Origin of the sequence: Streptomyces monticola (assembly GCF_042665355.1) — a bacterium.
GTDB lineage: Bacteria > Actinomycetota > Actinomycetes > Streptomycetales > Streptomycetaceae > Streptomyces > Streptomyces monticola.
Genome location: NZ_JBHTCF010000001.1, coordinates 189,930 through 216,547 on the forward strand (window position 1 = coordinate 189,930; position 26,618 = coordinate 216,547).

At 68.4% G+C, this 26,618-nt stretch carries 23 protein-coding genes; 16 read left to right on the forward strand and 7 right to left on the reverse strand.

Features of this window, described 5'->3' with window-relative positions:
* Positions 1-205: 205 nt before the first annotated feature.
* Positions 206-688, forward strand: a complete 483-nt coding sequence (locus tag ACFQVC_RS00790; RefSeq protein ID WP_381825270.1) for a DUF6099 family protein — start codon at positions 206-208, stop codon at positions 686-688.
* Between the two features lie 161 nt (positions 689-849).
* Here ACFQVC_RS00790 and ACFQVC_RS00795 read toward each other — a convergent pair whose 3' ends face one another.
* Positions 850-1,035 carry a hypothetical protein gene (locus ACFQVC_RS00795; RefSeq protein WP_381825272.1) on the reverse strand — a complete coding sequence of 62 codons (186 nt, stop codon included), beginning with the start codon at positions 1,033-1,035 and terminating at the stop codon, positions 850-852.
* A 248-nt stretch (positions 1,036-1,283) separates the two neighbouring features.
* On the opposite strand from ACFQVC_RS00795, the gene ACFQVC_RS00800 reads away from it, so the two are divergent.
* Together ACFQVC_RS00800 and ACFQVC_RS00805 are read left to right on the forward strand one after the other, a co-directional pair.
* A complete protein-coding gene (locus ACFQVC_RS00800) occupies positions 1,284-2,207 on the forward strand; it encodes an LLM class F420-dependent oxidoreductase (protein WP_381825274.1) in 924 nt (307 codons plus the stop codon).
* Between the two features lie 117 nt (positions 2,208-2,324).
* Complete coding sequence (locus ACFQVC_RS00805) at positions 2,325-2,606, forward strand: hypothetical protein (protein WP_381825276.1); 282 nt, start codon at positions 2,325-2,327, stop codon at positions 2,604-2,606.
* Positions 2,607-2,670: 64 nt separating this feature from the next.
* On the opposite strand, the gene kdpB (ACFQVC_RS00810) is transcribed toward ACFQVC_RS00805, so the two are convergent.
* On the reverse strand, positions 2,671-4,908 hold the full coding sequence (gene kdpB / locus ACFQVC_RS00810; RefSeq protein ID WP_381825278.1) for a potassium-transporting ATPase subunit KdpB: 2,238 nt from the start codon (positions 4,906-4,908) through the stop codon (positions 2,671-2,673).
* A gap of 491 nt (positions 4,909-5,399) precedes the next feature.
* Between kdpB (ACFQVC_RS00810) and kdpF the strand changes: the two genes are divergently transcribed.
* From kdpF to ACFQVC_RS00840, 6 genes are all read left to right on the forward strand, one after another.
* Positions 5,400-5,489 carry a K(+)-transporting ATPase subunit F gene (gene kdpF, locus ACFQVC_RS00815; RefSeq protein WP_242330691.1) on the forward strand — a complete coding sequence of 30 codons (90 nt, stop codon included), beginning with the start codon at positions 5,400-5,402 and terminating at the stop codon, positions 5,487-5,489.
* An 8-nt stretch (positions 5,490-5,497) separates the two neighbouring features.
* Positions 5,498-7,162: a potassium-transporting ATPase subunit KdpA gene (kdpA, locus tag ACFQVC_RS00820; protein ID WP_381825280.1), complete on the forward strand. Its 1,665-nt coding sequence runs from the start codon at positions 5,498-5,500 to the stop codon at positions 7,160-7,162.
* A complete protein-coding gene (kdpB, locus tag ACFQVC_RS00825; protein ID WP_381825282.1) occupies positions 7,159-9,327 on the forward strand; it encodes a potassium-transporting ATPase subunit KdpB in 2,169 nt (722 codons plus the stop codon). Before kdpA ends, kdpB (ACFQVC_RS00825) begins: the two co-directional genes overlap by 4 nt.
* Before the next feature lie 8 nt (positions 9,328-9,335).
* Positions 9,336-10,007, forward strand: a complete 672-nt coding sequence (locus ACFQVC_RS00830; RefSeq protein ID WP_381825284.1) for a potassium-transporting ATPase subunit C — start codon at positions 9,336-9,338, stop codon at positions 10,005-10,007.
* A 46-nt stretch (positions 10,008-10,053) separates the two neighbouring features.
* Complete coding sequence (locus tag ACFQVC_RS00835; RefSeq protein WP_381825286.1) at positions 10,054-10,737, forward strand: response regulator; 684 nt, start codon at positions 10,054-10,056, stop codon at positions 10,735-10,737.
* A 230-nt stretch (positions 10,738-10,967) separates the two neighbouring features.
* On the forward strand, positions 10,968-13,514 hold the full coding sequence (locus ACFQVC_RS00840; protein ID WP_381825288.1) for a DUF4118 domain-containing protein: 2,547 nt from the start codon (positions 10,968-10,970) through the stop codon (positions 13,512-13,514).
* 385 nt (positions 13,515-13,899) lie between these two features.
* Here ACFQVC_RS00840 and ACFQVC_RS00845 read toward each other — a convergent pair whose 3' ends face one another.
* Positions 13,900-14,550: an FMN-dependent NADH-azoreductase gene (locus ACFQVC_RS00845; RefSeq protein ID WP_381825290.1), complete on the reverse strand. Its 651-nt coding sequence runs from the start codon at positions 14,548-14,550 to the stop codon at positions 13,900-13,902.
* Positions 14,551-14,874: 324 nt separating this feature from the next.
* Here ACFQVC_RS00845 and ACFQVC_RS00850 point away from each other — a divergent pair, with 324 nt between their 5' ends.
* The 3 genes from ACFQVC_RS00850 to ACFQVC_RS00860 all read left to right on the forward strand — a co-directional run bounded on the left by ACFQVC_RS00850 (position 14,875) and on the right by ACFQVC_RS00860 (position 19,875).
* On the forward strand, positions 14,875-15,990 hold the full coding sequence (locus tag ACFQVC_RS00850; RefSeq protein WP_381825292.1) for a DUF5937 family protein: 1,116 nt from the start codon (positions 14,875-14,877) through the stop codon (positions 15,988-15,990).
* Between the two features lie 430 nt (positions 15,991-16,420).
* Positions 16,421-17,125 carry a SpdA protein gene (locus ACFQVC_RS00855; RefSeq protein WP_381825294.1) on the forward strand — a complete coding sequence of 235 codons (705 nt, stop codon included), beginning with the start codon at positions 16,421-16,423 and terminating at the stop codon, positions 17,123-17,125.
* 1,964 nt (positions 17,126-19,089) lie between these two features.
* Complete coding sequence (locus ACFQVC_RS00860) at positions 19,090-19,875, forward strand: AfsR/SARP family transcriptional regulator (protein ID WP_381825296.1); 786 nt, start codon at positions 19,090-19,092, stop codon at positions 19,873-19,875.
* A gap of 636 nt (positions 19,876-20,511) precedes the next feature.
* On the opposite strand, the gene ACFQVC_RS00865 is transcribed toward ACFQVC_RS00860, so the two are convergent.
* Positions 20,512-20,961, reverse strand: a complete 450-nt coding sequence (locus ACFQVC_RS00865; RefSeq protein WP_381825298.1) for a hypothetical protein — start codon at positions 20,959-20,961, stop codon at positions 20,512-20,514.
* Positions 20,962-21,042: 81 nt separating this feature from the next.
* On the opposite strand from ACFQVC_RS00865, the gene ACFQVC_RS00870 reads away from it, so the two are divergent.
* Together ACFQVC_RS00870 and ACFQVC_RS00875 are read left to right on the forward strand one after the other, a co-directional pair.
* Positions 21,043-21,645, forward strand: coding sequence for a class I SAM-dependent methyltransferase (locus ACFQVC_RS00870; RefSeq protein WP_381825300.1), 603 nt, complete (start codon positions 21,043-21,045; stop codon positions 21,643-21,645).
* A complete protein-coding gene (locus tag ACFQVC_RS00875) occupies positions 21,642-22,652 on the forward strand; it encodes an HNH endonuclease (RefSeq protein ID WP_381825302.1) in 1,011 nt (336 codons plus the stop codon). Before ACFQVC_RS00870 ends, ACFQVC_RS00875 begins: the two co-directional genes overlap by 4 nt.
* Before the next feature lie 119 nt (positions 22,653-22,771).
* Here ACFQVC_RS00875 and ACFQVC_RS00880 read toward each other — a convergent pair whose 3' ends face one another.
* From ACFQVC_RS00880 to ACFQVC_RS00890, 3 genes are all read right to left on the reverse strand, one after another.
* On the reverse strand, positions 22,772-23,353 hold the full coding sequence (locus ACFQVC_RS00880) for an HD domain-containing protein (protein WP_381825304.1): 582 nt from the start codon (positions 23,351-23,353) through the stop codon (positions 22,772-22,774).
* A 13-nt stretch (positions 23,354-23,366) separates the two neighbouring features.
* Positions 23,367-24,482, reverse strand: coding sequence for a helix-turn-helix domain-containing protein (locus tag ACFQVC_RS00885; protein ID WP_381825306.1), 1,116 nt, complete (start codon positions 24,480-24,482; stop codon positions 23,367-23,369).
* 155 nt (positions 24,483-24,637) lie between these two features.
* On the reverse strand, positions 24,638-24,946 hold the full coding sequence (locus ACFQVC_RS00890) for a hypothetical protein (RefSeq protein WP_381825308.1): 309 nt from the start codon (positions 24,944-24,946) through the stop codon (positions 24,638-24,640).
* A 430-nt stretch (positions 24,947-25,376) separates the two neighbouring features.
* Between ACFQVC_RS00890 and ACFQVC_RS00895 the strand changes: the two genes are divergently transcribed.
* Together ACFQVC_RS00895 and ACFQVC_RS00900 are read left to right on the forward strand one after the other, a co-directional pair.
* Positions 25,377-25,700: a DUF6415 family natural product biosynthesis protein gene (locus tag ACFQVC_RS00895; RefSeq protein WP_381825310.1), complete on the forward strand. Its 324-nt coding sequence runs from the start codon at positions 25,377-25,379 to the stop codon at positions 25,698-25,700.
* A gap of 115 nt (positions 25,701-25,815) precedes the next feature.
* Entirely contained in the window at positions 25,816-26,517 is a 702-nt protein-coding gene (locus ACFQVC_RS00900) for a hypothetical protein (protein WP_381825312.1), read from the forward strand.
* The last annotated feature ends 101 nt before the right edge of the window (positions 26,518-26,618 follow it).

Consider the following 26,618-nt stretch of genomic DNA (forward strand, 5'->3'; position numbering starts at 1 on the left):
TCGAGTTTCTGTCCACAGATTTCCCAATTCCCCTGGCCTTTGAGCCTGAGAGCCCTCACTCTGGGTAGTGGACTCGACAGAGTTCGACTATGGCTTGACCACGACGGACCGGACGGCTGCGGCCACGACGGGCCACCACCGAGTGATCAAGTCGCCCGATCGATCCCGAGCGATCGGGCCGGACGACGGCGGACGGGGGAGGCGCATGGACGCGGTGCGGCTCATCAGGGAGAGCAGAGGCGCCTTGGCGCGCGGCCACCACGCGGTGGACATCATGAAGGAGGCCTGGCACGCCCAGGCGCTCGCGCAGGCCATAGGGAGCCATCTCGCGGTGAGCGGACCGCCGGAACTGCGGGGCGAGGCACTCGTCCTCAGCGAAGTGAGCGGCCGGGGCTGCGGCGCGCTAGCCGCCGCGGACCCCGGCCCCGAGGGGATACGCGCGGCGCAGCTGACCGAAATAAGCGACGCGAGGGCCGCGTTGGTGGGCCTGGGCGGGCTGCTCGGAGAGGTCGGCATCGCCCTCGTCGGCGTCGCGAGCTCGGCGGGCGCGGAGGCGTGCTACTGGAGCTGTGTGGAGGCCATCGACACCGCGGACGAGTCCCGCGACCGGGTCCTGGAGATGCTGCGCAGGCTCTCCGCGCGGGAAGAGGGAATCTCGGCATCGGATCCGACGGCCGGCCCGTCGTAGGGCGTCATAGGCGTCATAGGCGTCATGGGCGTCACGGGACCGCCTGAAGGGGCGGCGCCCCACAGCCTGGCTGCGGGGGAGGCGCCGCGATGTCGGGCCAGGGATGGGGCCGGCCCGGAAGCGGGGCCCGCACAGCGGCGGGGCCCGCTCGGAGGGCCCGCTCAGGAGGGGCGTTCGTCCTCGCCCACGGGGGGCCGGGTGCCGGTCTGGAGATCGGCGTCGAGCTGGGACAGATCCGCGTTCAGCGCCGCCATCAACTCCTCCATCTGCTGCAGCAGCCCCTTGGGGCGTCCGCCCTGATCGGGTACGGACGGCGCTGCCTGGTCCGGCGCGGCTTCCTGGGACATGAGGCCTCCTCGGCCCGGGCCCTCCCGGTCGGGGGAGGGCGGTGGTGCAAGCGACGCGTCGGCAGCGGCCGCCGGCGCGGGGTGCCGGGCGGTCCGGCTCCGCCCCGGCCAACGATCACCGCGGGGGGCCGGTCACTGGCCGGGGACGGGACGGCCTGCCGCGTTGACGGAATTTCACCCGACCGAGACGGCGGGGTACGGGCAGAGCCGACACGGTTGACGCGCGTTCGAGCGTGCAGGATGGAGCCATGGATCTTCGCATCTTCACGGAGCCCCAACAGGGCGCCACTTACGACACCTTGCTGACCGTCGCCAAGGCCACCGAAGACCTCGGCTTCGACGCCTTCTTCCGTTCCGACCACTATCTGCGCATGGGGTCGAGCGATGGCCTTCCCGGACCCACCGACGCCTGGATCACCCTCGCCGGACTCGCCCGCGAGACCCGGCGGATCCGCCTCGGCACCCTGATGACCGCCGGCACGTTCCGGCTGCCCGGGGTGCTCGCCATCCAGGTGGCGCAGGTCGACCAGATGTCGGGCGGCCGGGTCGAACTCGGCCTGGGCGCGGGCTGGTTCGAGGAGGAGCACAAGGCGTACGGCATCCCCTTCCCCAAGGAGAAGTTCGCCCGGCTCGAGGAGCAGCTCGCGATCGTCACGGGCCTGTGGGGCACGGAGGTGGGCAAGACCTTCAGCCACCAGGGCACGCATTACCAGCTGACGGACTCGCCCGCGCTGCCCAAGCCGGCGCAGGCCAAGGTGCCGGTGCTGATCGGCGGTCACGGGGCGACGCGCACCCCCCGGCTCGCCGCGCGGTACGCCGACGAGTTCAATATCCCCTTCGCCTCGGTCGAGGACAGCGAGCGGCAGTTCGGCCGGGTCCGCGCGGCAGCCGAGAAGGCCGGGCGCAAGGGCGACGACCTGGTGTACTCCAACGCCCTGGTCGCCTGCGTGGGCAAGGACGACGCGGATGTGGCGCGGCGCGCGGCCGTCATCGGGCGCGAGGTGGACGAGCTGAAGGCGAACGGCCTCGCGGGCTCACCGGCCGAGGTCGTCGACAAGATCGGGCGGTACGCGGAGATCGGCTCGCGGCGGGTCTATCTGCAGATCCTCGATCTGGACGACCTGGACCACCTGGAGTTGATCTCCTCGCAGGTGCAGTCGCAGCTGTCCTGAGGGCGGGGGCCGGTCACCGGGACCCGGGCGGCCGCTTCTCTCGGCCCTTCGCTAGGGTGGCGCGCCGAGCGAACGGGCCGAGGGGGCCGCAGGGTCCGAAGGGGTGGAGGGGGACCGGTGACACAGGTGCGAAGCGGGGGTGCCGCTCCGTGGGTCCATGCCGTACTCAGCCTGGTCGGGGGCGCGATGGCGCTCCTGATCCTGGGCGTGAACTGGTTCGACGCGACGACGGCCGGCGCCGTCGCGGGGGCGGTGGCCCTGGTCGGCCTGGTCCGTGAGGCCCAGTACGGCGACGAGTCGAGCCGCCGCACCCTGCACCTCATCGGCCTGATCATGGGGATCGGCGCGGCGTGCGTGGCGCAGATGCTGCCGGGGCTGCTGGGGTTCCTGCTGCTGTAGGACCTGGACCGGAACAGGTCGGCGGTCGGGCGTCGTTCGGTCACGCCGCCGGGCCGGGACCGGTTCAGGCGAGGCCCGGGATCGTCGAGATCAGCAGGTCGATGAGCTTGATGCCGAGGAACGGCAGGACCAGGCCGCCGAGGCCGTAGAGGAGCAGGTTGCGGCGGAGCAGGTCGTGCGCGGACGCCGGGGTGTAGCGCACGCCGCGCAGGGCCAGCGGGATCAGGGCGACGATGATCAGCGCGTTGAAGATGATCGCCGCGGTGATCGCGGAGGTCGGGCTGTGCAGGCCCATGATGTTGAGCGCCTCCAGGCCGGGATAGGCGGAGGTGAACATCGCCGGGATGATCGCGAAGTACTTCGCCACGTCATTGGTGATCGAGAACGTCGTCAACGCGCCCCGGGTGATGAGGAGTTGCTTTCCGATCTCGACGATCTCGATCAGCTTGGTGGGGTTGGAGTCCAGGTCCACCATGTTCCCGGCCTCCTTGGCGGCCGAGGTGCCGGTGTTCATGGCCACGCCGACATCCGCCTGCGCGAGCGCCGGGGCGTCATTGGTGCCGTCACCCGTCATGGCGACCAGCTTGCCTGCTTCCTGTTCGCGTTTGATGAGGGCGAGTTTGTCCTCGGGCGTGGCCTCGGCGAGGTAGTCGTCGACGCCTGCCTCGTCCGCGATGGCCTTGGCGGTCAGCGGGTTGTCACCCGTGATCATGACCGTCTTGATGCCCATGCGGCGCAGCTCGGTGAAGCGTTCCCTGATGCCTTCCTTGACGATGTCCTTGAGGTGGATGATGCCGAGCACGCGCGGCCCGTCCCAGTCGTAGACCGCGACGAGCAACGGCGTACCCCCGGACGCGGCGATGGAGTCGCTGAACATGCCCGCCTCGGCGGGTACTTGGCCGCCGCAGGTGCGCACCCAGTCGATCACCTGGGCGGCGGCGCCCTTGCGGATATGGCAGTAGGCGCCGTTGTCCCAGCGCAGGTCGATGCCGGACATCCGGGTCCTGGCGCTGAACGTCACGAACCGCGCATGCGCCAACTCGCCCTCCGCGGGCGCCCGCAGACCGTACTCCCGTTTCGCCAGGACGACGACGGAGCGGCCTTCCGGAGTCTCGTCGGCCAGGGACGACAGCTGGGCGGCGTCGGCGAGCTGGATCTCCGGGACGCCGGGCAGCGGTACGAACGCGGTGGCTTCGCGGTTGCCGAGGGTGATCGTGCCGGTCTTGTCCAGGAGCAGGGTGTTCACATCGCCGGCGGCCTCGACGGCCCGGCCCGACATGGCGAGGACGTTGCGCTGCACCAGGCGGTCCATGCCCGCGATACCGATCGCGGAGAGCAGCGCGCCGATGGTGGTGGGGATGAGCGTGACGAGCAGGGCGACCAGGACGGTCGTGGACTGGGCGGCGTCGGCGTAGGCGGCCAGGGGCTGCACGCCGACCACCACCAGGATGAACACGATGGTGAGCGCGGCGAGCAGGATGTTCAGGGCGATCTCGTTGGGCGTCTTCTGCCGGGACGCGCCCTCGACCAGCGCGATCATACGGTCCAGGAAGGACTGGCCCGGACGTGCGGTGACGCGGACGACCACACGGTCGGAGAGGACCGTCGTACCGCCGGTGACACCGGACCGGTCGCCGCCCGACTCGCGGATCACCGGGGCCGATTCGCCGGTCACCGCGGATTCGTCGACGGCCGCCACCCCTTCGACCACGTCGCCGTCGGCCGGTATCGGCTCACCGGCCCCGACCAGGACGAAGTCGAAGGGCTGCAGATCGGTGGCGGCCACGGCCTCCGTCTCGGCCTTGGCGAGATTCGTGCCCACACGCCAGTTGTCGCGCAGACGGAGGGCCACCGTGCCGGTGCGGGCCCGGCGCAACGACTCCGCCTGCGCCTTGCCGCGGCCCTCCGCGACCGCCTCCGCGAGGTTGGCGAACAGCACCGTCAGCCATAGCCAGGCACTGATCACCCAGGTGAAGACGGCCGGGTGCAGCAGGGCGGACAGGGTGGTCAGGACGGCGCCCACGGACACCACGAACAGCACCGGATTGCGGAGCAGCGCCCGGGGATGCGTCTTGCGCAGGGCCTCCGGGAACGCCTGCGGCAGCTGCTTCGGCTCGAAGAGCCCGCCGCGGGCCCGTCGGCGGGTGCCGTTGCCCGGGCGCAGCGGCGGCAGCCGCGGGGGCGCCGGCTGGCTCGACGGGTCCGGCTGACTCGGCGGGCTCGGCGGGCTCGACGGGCTCGACGGGCTCGACGGTACGGAGCCGGGTGCCTGCTGGTCGGCGGCGGGAGGCACGGGAGACATGGGGGACCTTCTGAGGGGGGAGGGGAGGCGGGGCAGCCAGGGGGGGGAGGTCGGGGCGAAGAGGAATCTAGGCCTCGACGGACCGCCGTATGCCCGGTGCAGTGCCGAATTTGCACCCTTCTGATGGCTTCCTGACGGCCCATGCCGCCCCGGCGTCAAACCCGCGTCAAGGACGGCCAGTGGCCGTCAGGGCGGCATCAAGAGCTGCGTCAAGGTGCGCTCCCGGACCGCCGCGGAGGCGGTTTTCGCAGGTCACGGGGCAAATCGCGGGGTGCGGATCGGGCGGGCGTTAGGGAGCCGTCAAAGGCGGGCCCCGGGCCGTATGGGGGGTGTCAACGGCGGCCGGTTCCGGCAGAAACGGAGGTTTCCTCGAATCGTCCGTTCATTCCCGAACCTTTTCAGGAGCTTGCGATGGCCGACGTGGCCTTCGTCGTCACCACAGTCGCGATCTTCGCGCTGGTGGCTCTCATCGCCAAGGGGGTGGCAAAGCTGTGACTGCCGAGAACATCGTCGGCCTGATCGTCGCCGTCGCCCTCCTTGGATACCTCGTCCTCGCCCTCGTCAAGCCGGAGAGGTTCTGAAGTCGGATATGAGTCCCGAACTTGCGGGCGTGCTCCAGCTGCTCGCCCTGGTGGCGGCCCTGGCGCTCGCGTACCGCCCCCTTGGCGACTACATGGCCCGCGTCTACTCCTCGGACAAGCATCTGCGCGGCGAGAAGTGGATCTACAAGGTCATCGGCGCCAACCCCGACACGGAGATGCGCTGGCCCGCCTATCTGCGCGGCGTCCTCGCCTTCTCCGCCGTCAGTGTGCTCTTCCTGTATCTGCTGCAGCGGCTGCAGGGCTCGCTGCCCGGCTCGCTCGGCTTCGTGTCGATCGACCCGGACCAGGCGTTCAACACGGCCGCGTCCTTCGTCGCCAACACCAACTGGCAGTCGTACTCCGGCGAGCAGGCCATGGGGCACGTCGTGCAGACTGGTGGCCTGGCGGTGCAGAACTTCGTCTCGGCGGCGGTGGGGATCGCCGTGGCGGTGGCGCTCGTCCGCGGCTTCGCCCGCTCCCGTACCGGTGAACTGGGCAACTTCTGGGCCGACTTGGTGCGTGGCGTCGTACGCATCCTGCTGCCCATCGCCGTGGTCGGCGCGCTGGTGCTCGTCGCGTGCGGCGCGATCCAGAACTTCGCCGGGATCCACGAGGTCGGCCAGTTCATGGGCGGCTCGCAGCAGTGGCAGGGCGGCGCCTACGCCTCGCAGGAGGTCATCAAGGAGCTGGGCACCAACGGCGGCGGCCTCGCCAACGCCAACTCCGCCCATCCCTTCGAGAACCCCAACGCGTTCTCGAACCTCTTCGAGATCTTCCTGATCCTGGTCATCCCGTTCGCGCTGACCCGGACCTTCGGCCGGATGGTCGGCTCGATCAAGCAGGGCTACGCGATCCTCGGCACGATGGCCGTCATCTGGATCGGTTTCACCGCCCTGATGATGTGGACCGAATTCGCGGGCAGGGGACCGGCGTTCGAGCTCGCTGGCGGCGCCATGGAGGGCAAGGAGACGCGCTTCGGTATCGGCGCCTCCGCGATCTTCTCCGTCGCCACCACGCTCACCTCGACCGGAGCGGTCAACTCCTTCCACTCCTCCAACACCGGCTTCGGCGGCGGTCTGAACCTCCTCGGCATGCAGCTCGGCGAGATCGCACCCGGCGGTGTCGGCTCCGGCCTCTACGGCATGCTGATCATGGCGATCATCGCGGTGTTCATCGCCGGCCTGATGGTGGGACGTACGCCCGAGTACCTCGGCAAGAAGATCGGCACCCGCGAGATCAAGCTGGCCGCCTGCTACATCCTGGTCACCCCCGCCCTCGTGCTCGGCTTCACCGCCGTGGCGATGGCCCTCGACACCCCGGCCAACTCGATGACCAACTCGGGCGCGCACGGCTTCTCCGAGATCCTGTACGCCTACACATCGGGCGCCAACAACAACGGCTCGGCCTTCGCGGGACTGAACGCCGACACGCAGTGGTTCAACAGCACCATCGGTATCGCGATGCTGCTCGGCCGCTTCCTGCCGATGGTCTTCGTCCTCGCGCTCGCCGGTTCGCTGGCCGAGCAGAAGCCGATCCCGGCGACCGCGGGCACCCTGCGTACCGAAAAGCCGCTGTTCACCGGCCTGTTGGTGGGCACGATCCTGATCATCACCGGTCTGACGTACTTCCCGGCCCTGGCCCTTGGCCCGCTCGCGGAAGGACTGGCGGCATGACCACCCACACCCAAAAGCACGACGTACACCCAGAGAAGCAGGACGCCATGTCCACAGCGACTCCGACCCGGGCGCCCCACCAGGACGTACCGACCGGACACAAGCCCGACGACGGACGTGTCGGGGCGGGGCTCTTCGACCCCAAGCAGCTCCTGAAGTCCGTGCCGGACGCGCTCCGCAAGCTGCACCCGAAGATCATGATCAAGTCTCCGGTGATGTTCGTGGTGCTCGTCGGCTCGGTGGTCACCACCGCCCTGGCCGTCAAGAACCCCGGCGACTGGTTCGGCTGGGTCATCACGGTCTGGCTGTGGCTCACCGTGATCTTCGCCAACCTCGCCGAGGCCGTGGCCGAGGGCCGCGGCAAGGCGCAGGCCGACACCCTGCGCAAGGCCAAGACCGACACCGTGGCGCGCCGTCTGACCGGTGAGCGCGAAGAGCAGGTGCCCGGCACCGAGTTGAGGATCGGTGACCTCGTGGTCTGCGAGGCGGGCGACATCATCCCCGGCGACGGCGATGTCGTGGAGGGTGTGGCCTCGGTCGACGAATCGGCCATCACCGGTGAGTCGGCCCCGGTCATCCGCGAGTCCGGCGGCGACCGCTCGGCCGTCACCGGCGGTACGAAGGTGCTCTCCGACCGCATCGTCATCAAGATCACGACGAAGCCGGGCGAGACCTTCATCGACCGCATGATCAACCTGGTGGAGGGCGCCGCACGGCAGAAGACGCCCAACGAGATCGCCCTCAACATCCTTCTGGCGTCCCTCACCATCGTCTTCCTGCTCGCCGTGGTCACCCTGAAGCCGTTCGCGATCTACGCGGGCGCCGACAAGCAGACCTCGCTGATTGTGCTCACCGCGCTCCTGGTCTGTCTGATCCCGACCACCATCGGCGCGCTGCTCTCCGCGATCGGTATCGCGGGCATGGACCGCCTGGTGCAGCGCAACGTCCTCGCCATGTCGGGCCGGGCCGTCGAGGCCGCCGGCGATGTGTCGACGCTGCTGCTCGACAAGACCGGCACCATCACCCTCGGCAACCGCCAGGCCGCCGAGTTCGTGCCGGTGCGCGGGACGACGGCCGCCGAACTGGCCGACGCCGCGCAGCTCTCCTCGCTCGCCGACGAGACGCCCGAGGGCCGCTCCGTCGTCGTACTCGCGAAGGAGAAGTACGGTCTGCGCGAACGCCACCAGGGCGAGCTGGAGAACGCCGAGTGGATCGTCTTCACCGCGCAGACCCGGATGTCCGGCGTCAACCTCACGGAGGACGGCGCGTCCCGCAAGGTCCGCAAGGGCGCGACCGGTTCGGTCGTCGCCTGGGTGCGGGAGCAGGGCGGCACCGTCACCGACGAGGCCGACACCATCTCCAACTCCATCTCGGAGGCCGGCGGTACGCCGCTGCTCGTGGCCGTCGAGGACGACAAGGGCGCCCGCGTCCTCGGTGTCATCCACCTCAAGGACGTCGTCAAGGACGGGATGCGGGAGCGGTTCACCGAGCTGCGCCGTATGGGCATCAAGACGGTCATGATCACGGGTGACAACCCGCTGACCGCCAAGGCCATCGCGGACGAGGCAGGCGTGGACGACTTCCTCGCCGAGGCCACGCCCGAGGACAAGATGGCGCTGATCAAGCGCGAGCAGGCCGGCGGCAAGCTGGTCGCGATGACGGGTGACGGCACCAATGACGCCCCGGCGCTCGCGCAGGCGGATGTCGGCGTGGCCATGAACACCGGCACCTCGGCCGCCAAGGAGGCCGGGAACATGGTGGACCTGGACTCCAACCCGACGAAGCTGATCGAGATCGTCGAGATCGGAAAGCAACTCCTCATCACCCGGGGCGCGTTGACGACGTTCTCGATCGCCAATGACGTGGCGAAGTACTTCGCGATCATCCCGGCGATGTTCGCGGTGGCGTACCCGTCCCTGGACAAGCTCAACATCATGGGCCTGACCTCGCCGGAGTCCGCGATCCTGTCGGCCGTCATCTTCAACGCGCTGATCATCGTCGCCCTGGTGCCGCTCGCCCTGAAGGGCGTGCAGTACCGGCCGATGAGCGCCGACAGGATGCTGCGGCGCAACCTCGGGATCTACGGCCTCGGCGGTCTGATCGCGCCCTTCATCGGCATCAAGCTCATCGACATGCTCCTCTCCCTCTTCCCCGGAATCGGCTGACGACTGCCATGAACAACTCCGTAGGAAACACAGCGCGGTTGATCGGGGCGGGCCTGCGCGCCCTGCTCGTCCTCACCCTGGTGACCGGTGTCCTCTACCCGCTCCTTGTGACCGGTGTCGCGCAGGGCCTGTTCCACGACAAGGCGAACGGCTCCGAGATCAAGGACTCCACGGGCCGGGTCGTCGGCTCCGAGCTGATCGGCCAGAAGTACGAACTGCCCCTGAAGAAGGGCCAGGAGACCCCGGCTCCCGACCTGAAGTGGTTCCAGCCGCGGCCCTCCAACGGCCTGGGCGAGAACACGGTGAACACCCGGTACAAGCTCCTGCTGTCCGGCGCCACCAACCGCTCGGGCGACAACGAAGAGCTGATCCAGTGGGTCAAGGACGCCAAGGCCGCCGTGGTCAAGGACAACTCCACGGCCGGCTACAAGGTCAGCCCGGCGGATGTGCCCGCCGAAGCGGTGACGTCCTCAGCCTCGGGCCTCGACCCGCATATCTCCCCGGAGTACGCGAAGCTCCAGGCCCATCGGGTCGCCGAGAAGAACCACCTCGACGTCACCGCCGTGGAGAAGCTGGTCAACGCCCACACCGACGACCGCGTGCTCGGCTTCATGGGGGAGCCGCGCGTGAACGTCCTCAAGCTCAATATCGCGCTCAAGGAAATGGTCGCGAAGCACTGATGGGCTTAATCCCCGTACGGAACGACGGCAGGAAGGCCGCACACCGATGACTCGGGTGCTGGTGGTGGAGGACGAGCCGCAGCTCGTCCGGGCGCTGGTGATCAATATGCAGGCACGGAAGTACGGGGTGGACGCGGCGCCCGACGGCGCCACCGCGCTCCGGCTCGCCGCCGCCCGCCAGCCGGATGTCATCGTGCTCGACCTGGGCCTTCCCGATATGGACGGTGTCGATGTGATCAAGGGCCTGCGCGCCTGGACCCGGGTACCGATCCTGGTGCTCTCGGCGCGCAGGGCCTCTGAGGAGAAGGTCGAGGCCCTCGACGCGGGGGCCGACGACTACATGACCAAGCCGTTCAGCATGGACGAACTCCTCGCCCGGCTGCGGGCGGCGGAGCGGCGTGCGCAGGGGGCGCCGCCGATGAGCGCCCCGACGGTCGTCACCACGGAGGCGTTCACCGTCGACCTGGTGGCCAAGAAGGTCAGACGGGACGGCCGTGACGTACGTCTGACACCGACCGAATGGCATCTCCTGGAGATCCTGATCTGCAGCCCCGGCCATCTGGTCACCCAGAAGCGCCTGCTGCAGGAGGTCTGGGGCGCCACCTACAGCAAGAAGACCAACTATCTACGGGTCTACATGGCCCAGTTGCGGCGCAAGCTCGAAGCGGACCCGTCCCATCCGCGGTATCTGATCACGGAACCGGGGATGGGCTACCGCTTCGAGAGCTGAGGAACGGGCGTGAGCCGAGGACCGGACGAAAGCTGAGGAACGGGCGTGAGCCGAGGACCGGACGAAAGCTGAGGAACGGGCGTGAGCCGAGGACCGGGCGAAAGCTGAGGAACAGGCGTGAGCCGAGGACCGGACGAGAGCTGAGGAACAGGCGTGAGCCGAGGACCGGACGAGAGCTGAGGAACAGGCGTGAGCCGAGGACCGGACGAGAGCTGAGGAACAGGCGGGACATGGCACGCGGAAAGCTCCGGATATACCTCGGTGCGGCACCCGGCGTCGGCAAGACCTACGCCATGCTCGGCGAGGCCCACCGCCGCGTCGAGCGCGGCACGGACTGTGTGGTCGCCTTCCTGGAACACCACGGGCGCCCGCGCACCGAGGTCATGCTGCACGGCCTGGAGCAGGTGCCGCGCAAGGAGATCGCGTACCGCGGGGCGCTCTTCACGGAGATGGACGTGGACGCCGTCCTGGAGCGCCGCCCGGCCGTCGCCCTCGTCGACGAGCTGGCCCACACCAACATCCCCGGCTCCCGCAACCCCAAGCGTTGGCAGGACATCGAGGAACTCCTCGCCGCCGGCATCGACGTCATATCGAACGTCAACATCCAGCACCTGGAGTCCCTCGGCGATGTCGTCGAGTCGATCACGGGCGTACGGCAGCGCGAGACCGTCCCCGACGAGGTGGTGCGCCGGGCCGACCAGATCGAGTTGATCGACATGTCGCCGCAGGCCCTGCGGCGGCGGATGGCGCACGGCAACATCTACCGGCCGGAGAAGATCGACGCCGCCCTCTCGAACTACTTCCGGCCCGGGAACCTCACCGCGCTACGGGAGTTGGCGCTGCTGTGGACCGCCGACCGCGTCGACGAGTATCTGCAGGAGTACCGCTCCGAGCACCGTGTCTCCAAGATCTGGGGCTCGCGCGAGCGGATCGTGGTGGGGCTGACCGGCGGGCCCGAGGGCCGCACTCTGATCCGTCGTGCGGCGCGCCTGGCCGAAAAGGGCGCGGGCGGCGAGGTGCTGGCGATCTACATCGCCCGCAGTGACGGTCTGACCGCGGCCTCACCGAAGGAGCTCGCCGTCCAGCGCACCCTCGTGGAGGATCTGGGCGGCACCTTCCACCACGTCATCGGCGACGACGTACCGACCGCACTCCTGGAATTCGCGCGCGGCGCCAACGCCACCCAGATCGTCCTCGGTGTCTCCCGCCGCAAGACCTGGCAGTACGTCTTCGGACCGGGAGTCAGCGCGACCGTGGCCCGTGACTCCGGGCCCGACCTCGACGTCCATCTCGTCACCCACGACGAGATGGGCAAGGGCCGCGGCCTTCCCGTCACCCGGGGAGCGCGGCTCGGCCGCTCCCGCAGCATCTGGGGCTGGCTGACCGGCGTCGCGGGCCCGGTGCTGCTCACGCTGCTGCTCAGCACGGTCGTCCCCGACATGGGCCTGGCCAACGACATGCTCCTGTATCTGAGCCTCACCGTCGGTGCGGCGCTGCTCGGCGGACTGCGCCCGGCCCTCACCTCGGCGGCCGTGGGCTCGCTCCTCCTCAACTGGTACTTCACCTCGCCCGTCCACACCCTGACCATCAGCGACCCGAAGAACATCGTCGCCATCACGGTCTTCTTCGCGGTGGCGGCCTCTGTGGCGTCCGTGGTGGACCTGGCGGCGCGGCGCACCCAGCAGGCGGCCCGGCTGCGTGCCGAGTCGGAGATCCTGTCGTTCCTCGCGGGCAGTGTGCTGCGCGGGGAGACGACTCTCGACGCGCTGCTGGAGCGGGTCAGGGAGACCTTCAACATGGAGTCGGTGGCGCTCCTGGAGCGGGCCAGTGACCGGGATCCCTGGACGTCCGCGGGCAACGCGGGCACCGGCGGCCATCCGGACCGTCCCGAGGCGGCGGATGTGGATGTGCCGGTGGGCGACCACATGGCGCTGGCGCTGTCGGGGCGTGTCCTGCCGGCCGAGGACCGGCGCGTATTGGCGGCTTTCGCCGCGCAGGCCGCGGTGGTCCTTGACCGGCAGCGGCTGCAGAGCGAGGCCGATCAGGCACGGGCGCTGGCGGAGGGCAATCGGATCCGGACCGCGCTGCTCGCCGCCGTGAGTCACGATCTGCGTACGCCGCTCGCCAGCATCAAGGCCTCGGTTTCTTCGCTGCGTTCGGACGATGTGGAGTGGTCGGAGGCGGATCAGGCGGAGCTGCTCGAAGGGATCGAGGGCGGTGCGGACCGGCTCGACCACCTGGTGGGCAATCTCCTCGACATGTCGCGGTTGCAGACCGGCACCGTCGCCCCGCTGATCCGCGAGATCGATCTCGACGAAGTGGTCCCGATGGCGCTCGGCGGTGTGACCGAGGGCAGCGTCGACCTGGACATCCCGGAGAACCTGCCCATGGTCACGGTGGACAAGGGGCTCCTGGAGCGGGCGGTGGCCAACATCGTGGAGAACGCGGTCAAGTACAGCCCCGACGGCGAGCCGGTCCTGGTGGCGGCCAGCGCCCTCGCCGACCGCGTGGAAGTACGGATCGTGGACCGCGGCCCCGGCGTCCCCGACGAGGCCAAGGACCGGATCTTCGCCCCGTTCCAGCGCTACGGCGACGCCCCGCGCGGCGCCGGGGTGGGCCTCGGCCTGGCCGTCGCCCGCGGTTTCACCGAGGCGATGGGCGGCACCCTCAACGCCGAGGACACCCCGGGCGGCGGCCTCACCATGGTCCTGACGCTGCGCGCCGCGGCGAACCGGCCGCCGTCCCGGCCCGACCTTCCGGCGACGGCAACGTCGTGAGTCACGCGCTGTCGGTGACGGTCACGTCGTGAGTCACGCGCTGTCGGTGACGGCCATGTCGTGAGTCACGTGCTGTCGGTGACGGCCATGTCGTGAGTCACGTGCTGTCGGTGACGGCCATGTCGTGAGTCACGCGCTGTCGGTGACGGTCACGTCGTGAGTCACGCGCTGTCGGTGACGGTCACGTCGTGAGTCACGTGCTGTCGGTGACGGCCATGTCGTGAGTCACGTGCTGTCGGTGACGGCCATGTCGTGAGTCACGCGCTGTCGGTGACGGTCACGTCGTGAGTCACGTGCTGTCGGTGACGGCCATGTCGTGAGTCACGTGCTGTCGGTGACGGCCATGTCGTGAGTCACGTGCTGTCGGTGACGGCCATGTCGTGAGTCACGCGGCGAGGCGCGCCGTCAGTGTCCTCGCGTGGGACTCGGCGGCCGCGAGCGACTCGGTGCGGGAACTCTCGGAGAGCGGGATCAGCTCGGCCATGGCAGGGACGGACGGAGCCATGGTCAACTCGGGGACGATGAAGGAGACATCCAGGCCGAGGCCGTCGCCGAGGGCCAGCTGCAGATAGTTCTGCACGTAGTCGTTGCCGTACTGCGGGGTGCCCTCCTTGTACGAACCGCCGCGGCTGGTCACGACGACGGCGGGCTTGCCCGCGAGCGAGGGGCTCTCGGTCATCGCGGTGCGGCCCACGGCGAAGACATGGTCGATCCAGGCTTTCAGGGCCGAGGGGATCGAGTAGTTGTACATCGGGGCGCCGAGCAGAATCACATCCGCCGCCTCGGCCTCTTCGATCAACCGCGCACGCAGGGCGAAGGCGGCCCGCTCCTCGGGGGACCGGTCGGCGGGGGCGGTGAAGCCCGCGTAGTAGGCGGCGGCCCGGAGATGGGGGACCGGATCGGCGTCGAGATCACGGTGGATCACCGTGCCCTCCGGGTGCTCGTGCTCCCAAGTCCGGCGGAAGGCGGCGGTCACGGCGCGGGAGTGGGACTGCTCGCCGTTGAGGGAGGTGTCGATGTGCAGCAGCGTGGCCATGGGGTGCTCCTGAGCTGAGTGAGTTGAGCGTCATGAGTCGTCCGAGCGGTCCGAGCGGTCCGAGCGGTCCGAGCGGTCCGAGCGGTCCGAGCGGTCCGAGCGGTCCGAGCGGTCCGAGCGGGGCCGAGCGGGGCCGAGTGAGACGAGTGGGCCGAGTGGCTTGGTCGGCCCGGCTGGAAGTCTGCTTCCTCAACCGGACTTGAGGTCCAGCGTGTGTGATCCACGCCACGAGTACCGATGGGCCGGCGCCTGCGCCACCGCCACTTGTCGTGGCCGCAGATGGCAGCCGTGCGCGCTGGGATGACAGCCGTGCACACTGGGAGCATGAGCGTGCATATCGACGTCGGCGGGCTGAGCCCGGAGAACGTCTCGGTGACGCTCTCCCCGCTGGCCGAGCTGGGCATGGCCCTGCACGCGCTGGCCGAGCCGGACCACCACCCGGGCCTGCAGAGCTGGGCGCGCACGATCTCGGCGGGACTCGACGCGGACCTCGCGGACCGGCTGTGCGAGGCCGACTTCCTGTGGCGTACGACGTACTCGGACGTGTTCTTCCCGTTCGCCGGGCTGCCGGGAGGGCGAGCGGCCCCCGCAGGCACTCTCGTAGGCGAACTGGACCAGCTCGATGAGCTCACCGACCGGCAATTCGTCGACGCGGCCCTGGAGTTCACCCAGGAGCCGTCCTACGGAGGGCCGGTGCCGGATCCGCTCGGCTGTGCCGTGGACCGCCGGCGGGCCCTCGAACTGGCCATGGCCCGGGGCCCCGAGCAGTACCGCTTCACCCGGCGTCTGCTCCACGACCCGTCCGTGATCCGCGCCTGGCTCCGCACCCTGCTCCAGGACTGCGAGGACGCCTTCTTCGGTGACGTCTGGGCGCGGGTACGCGGGCAGCTCACGGCTGACGCCCGGCACAAGAAGGAACTGCTGAGGCGGAAAGGGCTCGCCGAGACGCTGACGACCGTCAAGGCGGTGTCGCTGGACGAGAAGAGCGCGGAGATCACGGTCGACAAGCTGGCGGTGGGCAGGACCCGCACCGGCGGCGGAGGGCTCGCCCTCGTGCCCACGAGCCTGGGGTGGCCGCATCACATGGTGCTGCACCGACTGGACTGGCAGCCGGTCATCCACTACCCGGTGGCGTCCCCCGCCCTGTCCACCGGGACCGCTGCCGCGCCCTCGGTCGAGGAACTGGTGCTGCGGATGGAGGCCCTGGCCCACCCCGTGCGGATCCGGCTGTGCCGCCACCTCGCCCGCGGGGTGTACACCACCAGTGAACTGGCCGACGCGCACGCCATGACCGCACCGGAGATCTCCCGGCACCTCACGGTCCTGAAGAAGGCCGGCCTCGTCACCACGAAGAGGCGGGGCCGTTACGTTCAGCACCATCTCGACCTGCCCGTCGTCGCCCGGCTCAGCAGTGACTTCATCGAGGGGCTGCTGCGGTAGGCGCGGGGCGGGAGGCGACGCGGGCGCAGAGGCGTGGGCGTGGCCGGGGGCAGGTGCGGTGGCGGGGAGAAAATTCCTGACTCCGGACCCGATGCTCCAGGTACGTTGAGTGGCGTGTTCCTGACGTACTGCTCAGCTGGGTCAATCTGACGGTTCTGACCTGCTCGAATGCCTTGATCGCGGATTCGCGCGCCAAGTGGAACTACCCCTCTCCACCTGGGAGTTCCCGGAACATCCCGCGCGACTGTGCACTGGATGTGCGCTGTTCCGGTCCTCGGCTCCTCCGACTTCTCGACGCCCCGTCGCCTGCGACGGGGCGTTATCGCATGCCCGAAAGAATCCATCCGCGAGGAAGGTGAGTACGTTGCATGGGCTCGCTTCCAGCACACGCCGACAGCTGTCCTTTGAGCGGCAAGCCACCTTGCGTGCGGTGACCGCGATTGCGGCCATGGTCGTGGGCCTGACGTTCCTGTTCGGCTTTGGCAACGTGTGGACCTTGGCCTTGGCCTTGGGCGTGCCGCCGTGGGTGGCTCCGCTCGTGGCCCCGGCGGTGGATCTATCGGTGATCGGCCTGCTCCTTGCCATCCGGTATTTGGCGCTGCACGGCGCGGGCCGTGATCAGATACGGCCCGCCCGCTGTTTGCTGATCTTCGCGAGCACGATGACCTTGGCCTTGAACGTGACGGCTCCGCTCATCGAAGGACAGGTGGGCAAGGCTGCCTTTGATGCCGTCGGGCCGTTGCTGCTCATCGGTTGGGCTGAGGTGGGCCCCGGTCTGTTGCAGGCGATCGCCGGTGTCCAGATCGCCGGTCCCCAGGACGAGTCCGGGCCGCAGTTGATTCTCGCAACCGGCAATGACGAGGGTAAAATTGGCGAGGATGGGCAGACCGCTGGCCTGGCGCTCAAGGAGCCACAAGGCGTCAAACTCTCCCTCGTCGGCGCCGACCTCTTGAAGCGAGCCCGTCAGGAGGACGCGCGCCATCGCGAGCTGCATCAGCGACCGATCTCGGCGGAGACCTTGCGCCGGAGGCTGCACGTGGGTGCCGCTAGGGCTCGGATGCTGGTGGGCGTGGTGAGGTCCGATGCCGCCGGGCGATCTCAGCATCACCAGCTTCCCGTGGCCGATTCTCGATGAGGCTCCGTACGCCCTCCGAAGTCCGTACGCGGCTGCGTCTTGCGCTGCGGGCGCGAATTGGCCGTAGTGGTGAGTGTGCTCCCGTAGGCATGAGATGGGCCGACTCGCATCTTTGAGGTGAGGTGGCAGTGGTGCTCGGATCGGATCACGTGGTGGCCGGCGTGAGCCAGAGTGACGTGGAGGCCAGCCCGCACGAGGTGGCCGGGCGCGGCACCGGGGCCCGCGGCCTGCTGGCGGGTGCGTCCCTCGCGGTGCTGCTCGTCGGACTGCCTTGGGCTCTATGGCACTTCGTCGGCTGGCCGTTGCCGGATCACGAACCCACGAGCGCGGAAATCGAGACAGTTCTGAACTCGCCACCCGCTGCGTCTCTGCTGCTCAAGATCCTTGCCTTTGTGCTGTGGCTGGTGTGGACGGGGTTCCTGATCGACTTCTTGTGGACGGCTGGTGAGGCACTACGTGGTGGCGCCTGGTCGCTTCCGCGCGTGGCTGTCGGACCGTTGCACACCCCCACGGCGGCATTGGTGGGAGCCGTCCTCCTGGCCCTCGCCGCGGGCCGCGAAGCTCACGCGTCACTGGGCCACTCTCAACGGCCGGCAGTTGTCGCGGAGTTGACCGAGGCTGCTGATCCTTTGACGGCGTCGGCGGATGTCGAGCTTCGGATTGCTGCAGATTTGGGATTGGTGGCAGGGGAGCGGGGCGGGTCGACGGTCGTCGTACGCTCACCCCGTGAGGGTGGCCATGACACTCTCTGGGACATCGCGGAGCGCCACCTTGGGGATGGCCGCCGATGGCCGGAGCTGTACGCCCTGAACCGCAACCGCACTCAGGCGGACGGACACCGGCTGAGAGACCCTGATGAGATACGGCCGGGATGGGGCATTCGCCTTCCAGCCGAGCAGGGGCCTCGAGGCGGTCGCGCTGACCCAGATCCTTCGAACTTGCCGAATCCGCCCTCGGGTTCAAGCGTCCCTGCTCCCGAGTCACCGTCTTCTCCCTCGCCTTCCGGGCAGGAGTGTGAGTGCAGGGATGACGGAGGATCCGCCCTCCCTGGCGGTCTGCTCATGGGGGTCGGTTTGGCGGTGGTAGCCGCAATGATGACCGCCTTTCGTGTCGTAACCGGCCATGGAAGGGGTCGGCATAGGGCGTCGGCTCGTCCTCGCAATGCGAGCGCGCCGCACGGCCCGGAGCCGACGCGGCCTGCGCCGTCGACTGAGCCCAAGGGGGCCACCGGCGCGGAATGGGGCCTGATCTCTCTACGTAACTGGGATTTCAGCCGTGGACTGGGGCTGGTGGGCCCGGGCGCGACGGATGTCGCGCGAACTCTGATCCAGGAGTGGCTTCAGCCACCGGGCCAGAATCCTGCCGTCGAACTGATCATGCCTTCAGTCGAGGCTGAGCAGCTCTTCGGCGCCGGCGCATGTGAGACGACGCGATCCTCTCGGCTCCATGTAACCCCCGATCTGTCCGCGGCACTTGAGAGGCTGGAGATCGAGCTCATCACCCGCACCCGGACAAGCATGGACGCAACGGGGTCCGGCGCGGGAATACTCGTTCGGCTAGTGCTCGTGGCCAAGCCGACCCTGGAAGAGCAGCAACGGCTGCAAGCAGTCCTCGACAACGGGGCGGCACTTGGCCTCTCGGGACTGCTGCTTGGTCCGTGGGACTTCGGAGGCACCCTTCATGCGGGTCAGGACGGGAGCGTGCAGTATGCGAGCCCACGGCGGGCAGACGCGTTCGCTGGCACTGGACTGTTCACCCTGCCCGCCGACGGAGGGAGCGCGCCGCAGGATTTGCCCGTAGAGCCCGAAGTACCGGTTCGTCGGACAGAGTCTGGGGGACATGTAGAGGCGCCGCCGGTGTGGGTCGCCGTAGCTGGTGCGGCGGCGGAGGCGACACCTTCGGCATCGCCTGGGGAGTCAGCAACGGAAGGTCCTAGCGACCGGGCCGACGGCGGCGCGGAACCCGTGCTCTGGCTCTACGCGCTCGGGCAGCTCCGGCTCACCTTCCAAACACCCGAAGCCTCCCAATCCAAGGAAATCGGCCACCTTTTGACGCTGCGCCAGCGCGAGCTACTGGCCCTCATGGCCCTGCACCACCGTGGTGTATCGCGCGACGAGCTCACCACCACGATCTGGCCCGACGCATCTCCCAGGCGCCCGCACAACGCCTTCCACGCAGTGTTGAGTCAACTACGCCGGCGGCTGCTCGCCGCCACCGACGAATCGGTCACCGACCTCACACGCCGCACTGGCGCGCAATACAGGATCGACAGCGAGCTCGTTCGGGTCGACCTGTGGGAATTCCAAGCAGCCGTGGAGGCCGCCCGTCGACAACCGACCGGCAAAGCGAACCGCTCCGCAGCCCTGGAGCGCGTCGTCGCCCTCTACACCGGCGATTTCGCCGAAGACGTCGACGCCGCGTGGGCCGTGGCGCCCCGAGAGGCATTGCGCCGCGAATACCTGGATGCGCTCAGCACGCTGGTCCACATGTCAAGCGGCGCCGACCCCCGCCACACACTCGACCTGCTGGAACGCGCCCGCGAGTTGGACCGCTACAACGAGGCGATCTACCGGGATATCGCCTGCATCCAAGCCAAGTTGGGGCAGCACGATGCCGTGGCGCGCACCTTCCAACTCCTGGAGCGGGCCCTAGCGGAATTGGGTGCTAAACCCCACCGTGAAACGGTGGCCCTGTTCACGGCACTGCGAAGCCCGTCGGCTGGCGACCATGCACCAGAGAGGCCCCGCTGATCCCGTATCCGGTTCATAGCTCAGGCTCCTGGGCCCATCGTCAGTGCGACTTGGCGCGGATCTGGCACGGCACAAGTCCCGCTACGAGAGGGCGAATCGGGGCATGACCGGGTGCGGGTGCGCGAGGCTCTCAGGTGTTGTTGCTCCTGGCCCTTTACCTCTCCAAGGGCCGGCTCGCTGCAGCGGCTCGAGGCCGAAGGTCCAGGTCGATGCCAAGCGAGGTGGTCGCTTCGCGTGCCGCACGGTCGAAGCGGCGGATCTCCGTCACCTGGCCGCCCCAGGGTACCGGAGCGGTTCACAGGTCCAGTTCGAGGAGCTAGTCAGACCGACAGCCCACGGATTCCACGACCAATCAAATCGACCTACTTTGCCAGGGGTTCTGATGTCTACGATCCAGGTCAATACGGCTTGCTCGCCAGTCAACTTCGCGAACAACAGGGCAGCAGGGGCCAACCCGGCAAGGGCAGGACACAGTCTTTAGGGGGCCGCCGTGCCGCAACGACGGCCCCTCTATGTCGAGCGTGAGCTGCGCCGATGGTGACAGGCCGATGGAAAAAGACTGCAGACGCGGGCTCCACCCCGCACCGCGATTCGACCGTCAGGCCGAACTTTGCAAAGTTCAGCGTGAAAGCCGGATCAATCGTAGTACCCAGGCTCCGCTACCAGCGCCGACTCGAAGTAGTAGCCGTCGCGGTCCTGGGGCGAATCGGCTACATACGGCCGCCATAGCGACAGGAGCAAATCGGGAGCGATGAGTGTGCACCCGCGTTCCTCGATTTCAACCTCAGTGAACGCTCGCAGACCATTCTCTACTTCATGGGCAGGCGTAGCGAAGAGGTCAATGTCGCGGAAACTTACGGTGTCCGGTTGGATGGGTCGGAATGCCTCTACCGCGTTGACCACACCTCCGGTACCCGTGTGGACGTGGACACTCAGACCGCTGGGGTAGTAGGCGACCCCTGGGCGCTGCCCATCCCGTTCGCCGACACTTACGGCTCCATGTGCGCGCAGCGCCGCTTCGGCGTCATCCACGCTCATCCCGATGGCGACGGGTCCCAGACGGTCCGGGGGTACGACCTCGATCACTGCTACTCCTCATGTTTCTTCTGCGTGCGCACTCTAGAGTCTCGAGTTCGGGATCTCAGGTCGGCCGTAGGGTGCGGGAGCATGAAGGCTGTTCAGGAGTACTACGCGCGGTCCGCGGAGCTCTTGGCCGAGCGGTACGAGGCTCTGCGCTTCGAGGACGTGCACGACGAGGTCCTGCCGTTCCTGCCGACCCCGCCGGCCGGTGTGGCCGACGTCGGGGCGGGCACCGGCCGGGATGCTGCCGCCCTCGCCTCGCGCGGCTTCACCGTCACGGCAGTCGAGCCGGTGCCCGAACTACGGGCAGTGGCCCAGCGGTTGCACGCCGATGCGGCGGTGACCTGGCTGGACGACGCCCTGCCCGCGCTGTCCCGCCTCACCGGCCCCTTCGACCTGATCCTGCTGTCCGCCGTGTGGATGCACCTGGACGAGGACGAGCGCGAGCCGTCCATGCGACGCCTGTACGACCTCACTGCCCTTGGCGGCTACGTCGCGCTCTCGCTGCGGCACGGTCCGCCGCCCACCGACCGGCGGATGTACGACATCCCGGCGGACGAGACGATCGCCCTCGCCGAGCGCTGTGGCTTCACCGCGCTGGGCACAGGCGGCGGCGCGGACCACCTCGGTCGCGCCGAAGTGCACTGGAGCCAGCTGATCCTGCAGAAGCGGAAGGTTCACGCAGCGTGAGACACGAGAACTTCTTCGCCACCGATCCCTGTCCCCGCGCCTCCTGGCGCCTGGCCGTCTTGATGGGCGAGAACACCCGGACGTACAAGTTCGCCCTCGGCCAGGCGCTGCTGGAGCACGCAATGCGCGGCGACAGCGAGGTCGCACTGCCCGACTTGGCCGCCACCTATGCGCGGGGGGTTGTCGCGCACGCCGCACACGCTCCGCAAGCATCCGAGAAGTCCACGGGCGGCGAGCGTGACTTCCTGACGATCGCGGCGCGTGAGGCCGAGGAGTCCGCGCGCCTGGGGCACCCCACCGATCTCCTTGTGGACGCCGCCGTGCGCTCCATGCCGCAGATGGTGATGCAGAAGTTCCACAATCTGCGCGGCGCAGCCGTGCCGCACCGCTTCTACGAACTGACGGGCAGCCGACGCGAGCGCGTCGTCCAGCTCACCCCTCATCTCCTCGACGTCGCCGCCTCCGAACAGGCCGCAGGGCTACGCCTTGAGCTCGAGGCACGCTGGAACATCGTGGAGAACTCGTTCGCCACAGGCATCGGACGCTCCCTGGTCCACGACGGCGTCACCGTGGACTGGCAGAGCCACCAGCTCACCGACAAGCTCCGCCGCAAGCCGGTCACCGGTGTCCGCGAGGCCCTCGTGCCCTTCCAGCACGGCCGGTGCCTCATCTGCTGGCATGTCATCGGTGTCGACGACGCCGTGGCCATCGACCACGTCTTCCCGCTCGCCTTCATGAAGCGCTACGGCAGCGTCTTGGGCTGGCGCGGCCCGGACCTCGACTCGGTATGGAACCTCGCCCCGGCCCATGCGGCATGCAACTTGAGCAAGAGCGCCAAGGTTCCGTGCGACGAGTTGTTGGGGCGCCTGGCTCTTCGCAATGAAGCCATCATGGGCTCGCCCCACCCCCTGCGCACCACGCTCCACGGCACCCTCACAGCAGCCGGACTGCAACCTTCCTCAGACTGGTGGGAGTTCATCCGCGAAGTGAAGAAGGCCTGCGCCTGAAGACCTCACACAGCACGCGGCCCGCCGTGGCGTGCAGTCCCTTTCCATTCCGTGTAGCTAGGCTTCGCGCCGGTTTGGGGAGGATTCGCTGGTGAGGTAGCGGGATCGGTGGGGACCGGTCAGCTTGCGCCGTCACCAAGCGCCGCCCGAAGCCAGTCCAGGGATCCCATGCCCAGCAACTCGTCGGCGATCGCGTTAGCGGTCTCGGTGGTCAGGCGGCCGCGGCTGTTGTCGATCCAGCGTTGCGCGTTTTCGTAGCCCTGGGCTTTGTACTCGATGCCCTGAAGCATGCATTCGAGCTTGTCGGCATCCCGGGCGCAGATCGCCTCGGCTGATTCCTTGGCCTCGTACTCCGCCACCAGGTCCCGCACCGTCGCGGCGAGGATCTCCGGCATGCCCGCTGTTTGGTCGGCGGTGACAGCCTGAGGGTCCGCGCTGGGCGCATACTTCTTGCCGAGGTGGTTCACGTCCCCGGTGCGGGTCTCCTGCGAGTCGTGCCACACCGCCAGGAACGCTGCTTGCGCAGGGTCCGCTCCTTCGAGCTTCGCGATGATTGAGGCGATCAGTGCGGTGCGCCACGAGTGCTCGGCCACACTCTCCGGGTCGCGTACGCCGGCCATCCACCAACCGGTGCGGCGGGCCTGCTTGAGCGTTCCCGCTTCGTAGAGAAAGTGCGCCACTGCGGACAGGTCGTCTGCCACCGTCCGTCTCCTCTCACGCCTCGGCGAGGCGGATCGCGTACCGGATGCTCTCAAGCTCGCGGCGTCCGCGCACTGAGAGCTCCCGGCTATCCAACATCACGGGGAGCCGCTCGCGTAGAGCGCGGGCTGCGGTGCCCGAATGCAGGAGGTTCGGTCGGATGCTGAGTAGAGTCCAGACGCTGTGAATATTGAGGTCGACGTACCCGTGCTGGGGCGAGATTCCCTGCACGAGATGGGCCAGCAGCTTGTCGCCCGGCCACGGACCGGGAGTAGGCGCGGCGATGAAGTCGTCGGACAGCTCCAGATGCGGGGCCTCGCCGATCCAGTAGGCCCAGTAGTTCAGGTTGGCGGCCTCTCCCGCATCGTCGTCCACCAGAGCCGATTCGATGAAGTGTCCCATCCGGTCCCGATCTCCTTGGCGGGCGGCCACGGCGGCGATCGAGCGGGCGTTGAGCCAGCCGGAGAGCCAATCGCCGGGCCGCTCCGCCGCCTGCTGGTGGGCGAGCCAGTCTGAGGTGTCGGCCCGCTTGTCGTACCCGGACAGATACAGGGCCTGTCGGCGGAGCAGGAACTCCCGTTCGCCACGGGCCTGTTCAACGGTGCGCCGCATCTGGGAGAAGAACCGTCGTCGGTCCTCGCTGGAGAGCTCCGGGGATGCGGGCACCGGACCTCGCCGGGGCCGGGGTGGCGGGGGCAGGCCGCGGACGGGGGTCGGCGCGACGCCGTTCAGCGGCCACGCGAGGACCTCGCCGAGGTCGCGCTGCATGACCCATGCGCCCAGAGGGTTCTCCTTCACCGGGGCCTCCTCGTCCAGTGCACTGGACAGGAGCACGTCCGCCTCCATGGCCCTATCCAGGGCTTGGAGCAGGGTGGTTGCCGTGCCGAGCTGCATGAGCCGATGCCGGTGCATCAGCATCTGTCCCACTGGAGCGGCGGTAAACGGCCGACGCCCGGACTCCCAGCCCGCGATCGTGTCGACCGATACCTTCAACCGCTCCGCCGTGGCCTCCTGCGTACGACCGAGCTGCTCGCGGATGACCCGGAACACGTACCCGGAAACGACCCCTGCGCGGGGTCTCGTGGTGGTTCCCTGACTGGCGGTCAGGGTTCTCCGGGAACTCGCCTTCATGGCGTCCCCATTCCCCGCTGTTGATGGCAATTCACCTGTACTCAGGGTCAGTTCAGGTGGCGGTCTCTGCTCTCTACAGTCGTAGCTGTCGGTAATCGAGCCTAGTAGGAGAACGCCGTCATGGACGTCGATATGGGTGCACCGCAGAGGCGCCTTCACAGACCGGCGGAGACGACCATGCAGTACTGGTCCGCCTGGTTCGGGTCTGTTTCGGGGGCACTTCGATGAGTGAACGGCAGCGGGTGGACGTGGCGGTCACCGAGTGGCTTGCGCGCGCCGCGCTGCATCGGAGAGAGGCTGTTGATGCCATGCGTGGGGGCGATGTGGCCCTCATCAAGCTGGGGATGTCCTTCTCCGCAGTCCGCATCCCCGATCGGATCGTGTACACGGCCGTGCAGAGTCGGGATCTGCTTACGGTCGCTGCCGAGCTCGACGCCCTCCTCGAAGGTGCTGGGGTCATCCACGATCCACGGAACCGACGGTTCTACGTCCTGGTGCCGGCGCAGTCCGAAAGTCTCGGGGCGTTGCCGGAGGTGGACTACCTCGGGTGTGGCTCCTACCTCGGTGTGCCCGCCCCTCAACGTCGAGGAGTCACTCCTCACACTGGCGCGTCCTACTGGATCGTGCCCGTGTCCTCGCCTGGGGAGCTTTGTGCACCCGTCCGAGTTGCCGAATTGGTCGGCCTCGGCCGCCGGTCCTCTGCGGACGGTTCTGCTCCTCGTCCTTCCTGAAGAACGTCGACCTTGCTAGGGGCTCTGGTCTGAGCACCCCATAGCAAGCCGCTGACCGCCGTCCCGGGTCTGAGTCGGCAGGCTCCCCCAGGCCTGGGACGGTGCACCATCACACGGCTCGAAAGACGAATGCGAGCGAGATCCGCCAAGGAGGTGGGCGACCGTGAGCACGTCCCTGATTCAGGAAGTGGAGTCCGCGCTGTACCTCGCCCGGTACGAGCCCACTGGAGAGAGGGCCGATCAGCTCCGTGCCCGCCTCCGCGAGCGCATCGAGGAGTTCATCGAGCCGGCAAGCCGATACGTGGACGCCCTCCCGGATAACCGTGCTCGGGACGTCGCGACGAGCACGGTGACGTACGCAGGCCGCCTCGTCACCATGGCCGGCCCTTTCGACCCGGTTGCTGAACTCCGTCTGCTCGCGGGATCGGCCGAGGCCGTGTCCGTGTACGCGGCCCCGCGGGATCGCACGCCCCGTATGAGGGAGTGACGTCACGCAGCAGCGACTAACCGTCGCGCCGTCCGTCCAGTAGTGCGCCGTGGTCCTCGCCCCCGTGCACTCAACCAAGCACCCCCACCGCCCGTAACAATGAATGGAGTCGCAGATGTCCCCTGCCCTGCCCGAATTCGAGTCTGTTCGTGTCGGCGGGGAGTGTCTTGTTCTTGGAAGAGCCTTCTTTCTGACAGTCCCGTCGATGGAGGCCGTTGGTGTGCGACGCGAGGACATGGAGGCCGCTCCAGGGTGGCAGACGGTCGAGGAGCAGAGACAGCGGGGCAAGGCAGTGCCGTTGAAGACGGATGCCAGTAACGCCTCGCTCGCTGTCGGCTCCTTCCTGTTCCACAAGTACCGGGAGCACATGGCGCGCCGGCGTGCTCCGCTGTCGGCTGCTGTGCTTCGGAAGCGAGAGCGGCGCGGTCTGCCGCCTCTCAGCCGCGAGTACGACCATCTCGTGACCGTGACCAAGTACCGGACGCCGGTGCGTCAGAACGCTCTGGGCCATGCCTTCGATGTGGCGAAAGACAGAGCCCGAGCGAGGGGCATCGACGTTCCCGAGGAGGCCACGTTCCGGTCCTTGCGGCACTTCGCGGACGCGGTCCTCATCGCCTCCGGACTCGAGCCGCGCAAGGTCCAGGCGCGGATGCGGCATGCGCATCTGACCCAGACGCTGGACACCTACGGCTATCTGATGTGGGAGGTGGACTGGCAGAATGCCCCGGCCTCCTTCGAGGAGCTGTACGGCATCCCGGCGCCACCGGGGTTACCGGAGGCTGCCCTACTGCCCATGGCGCAGCGGGTGCGGCAGTGAGGCCGGCGAAAATGCCCGGGTCCGGTACGGATCTTCCAGGTACCTTGAAGGACGCGTGCCGCGGGGGAGCACCATCGGCTCCGCCGGGCCATGTGCACTGG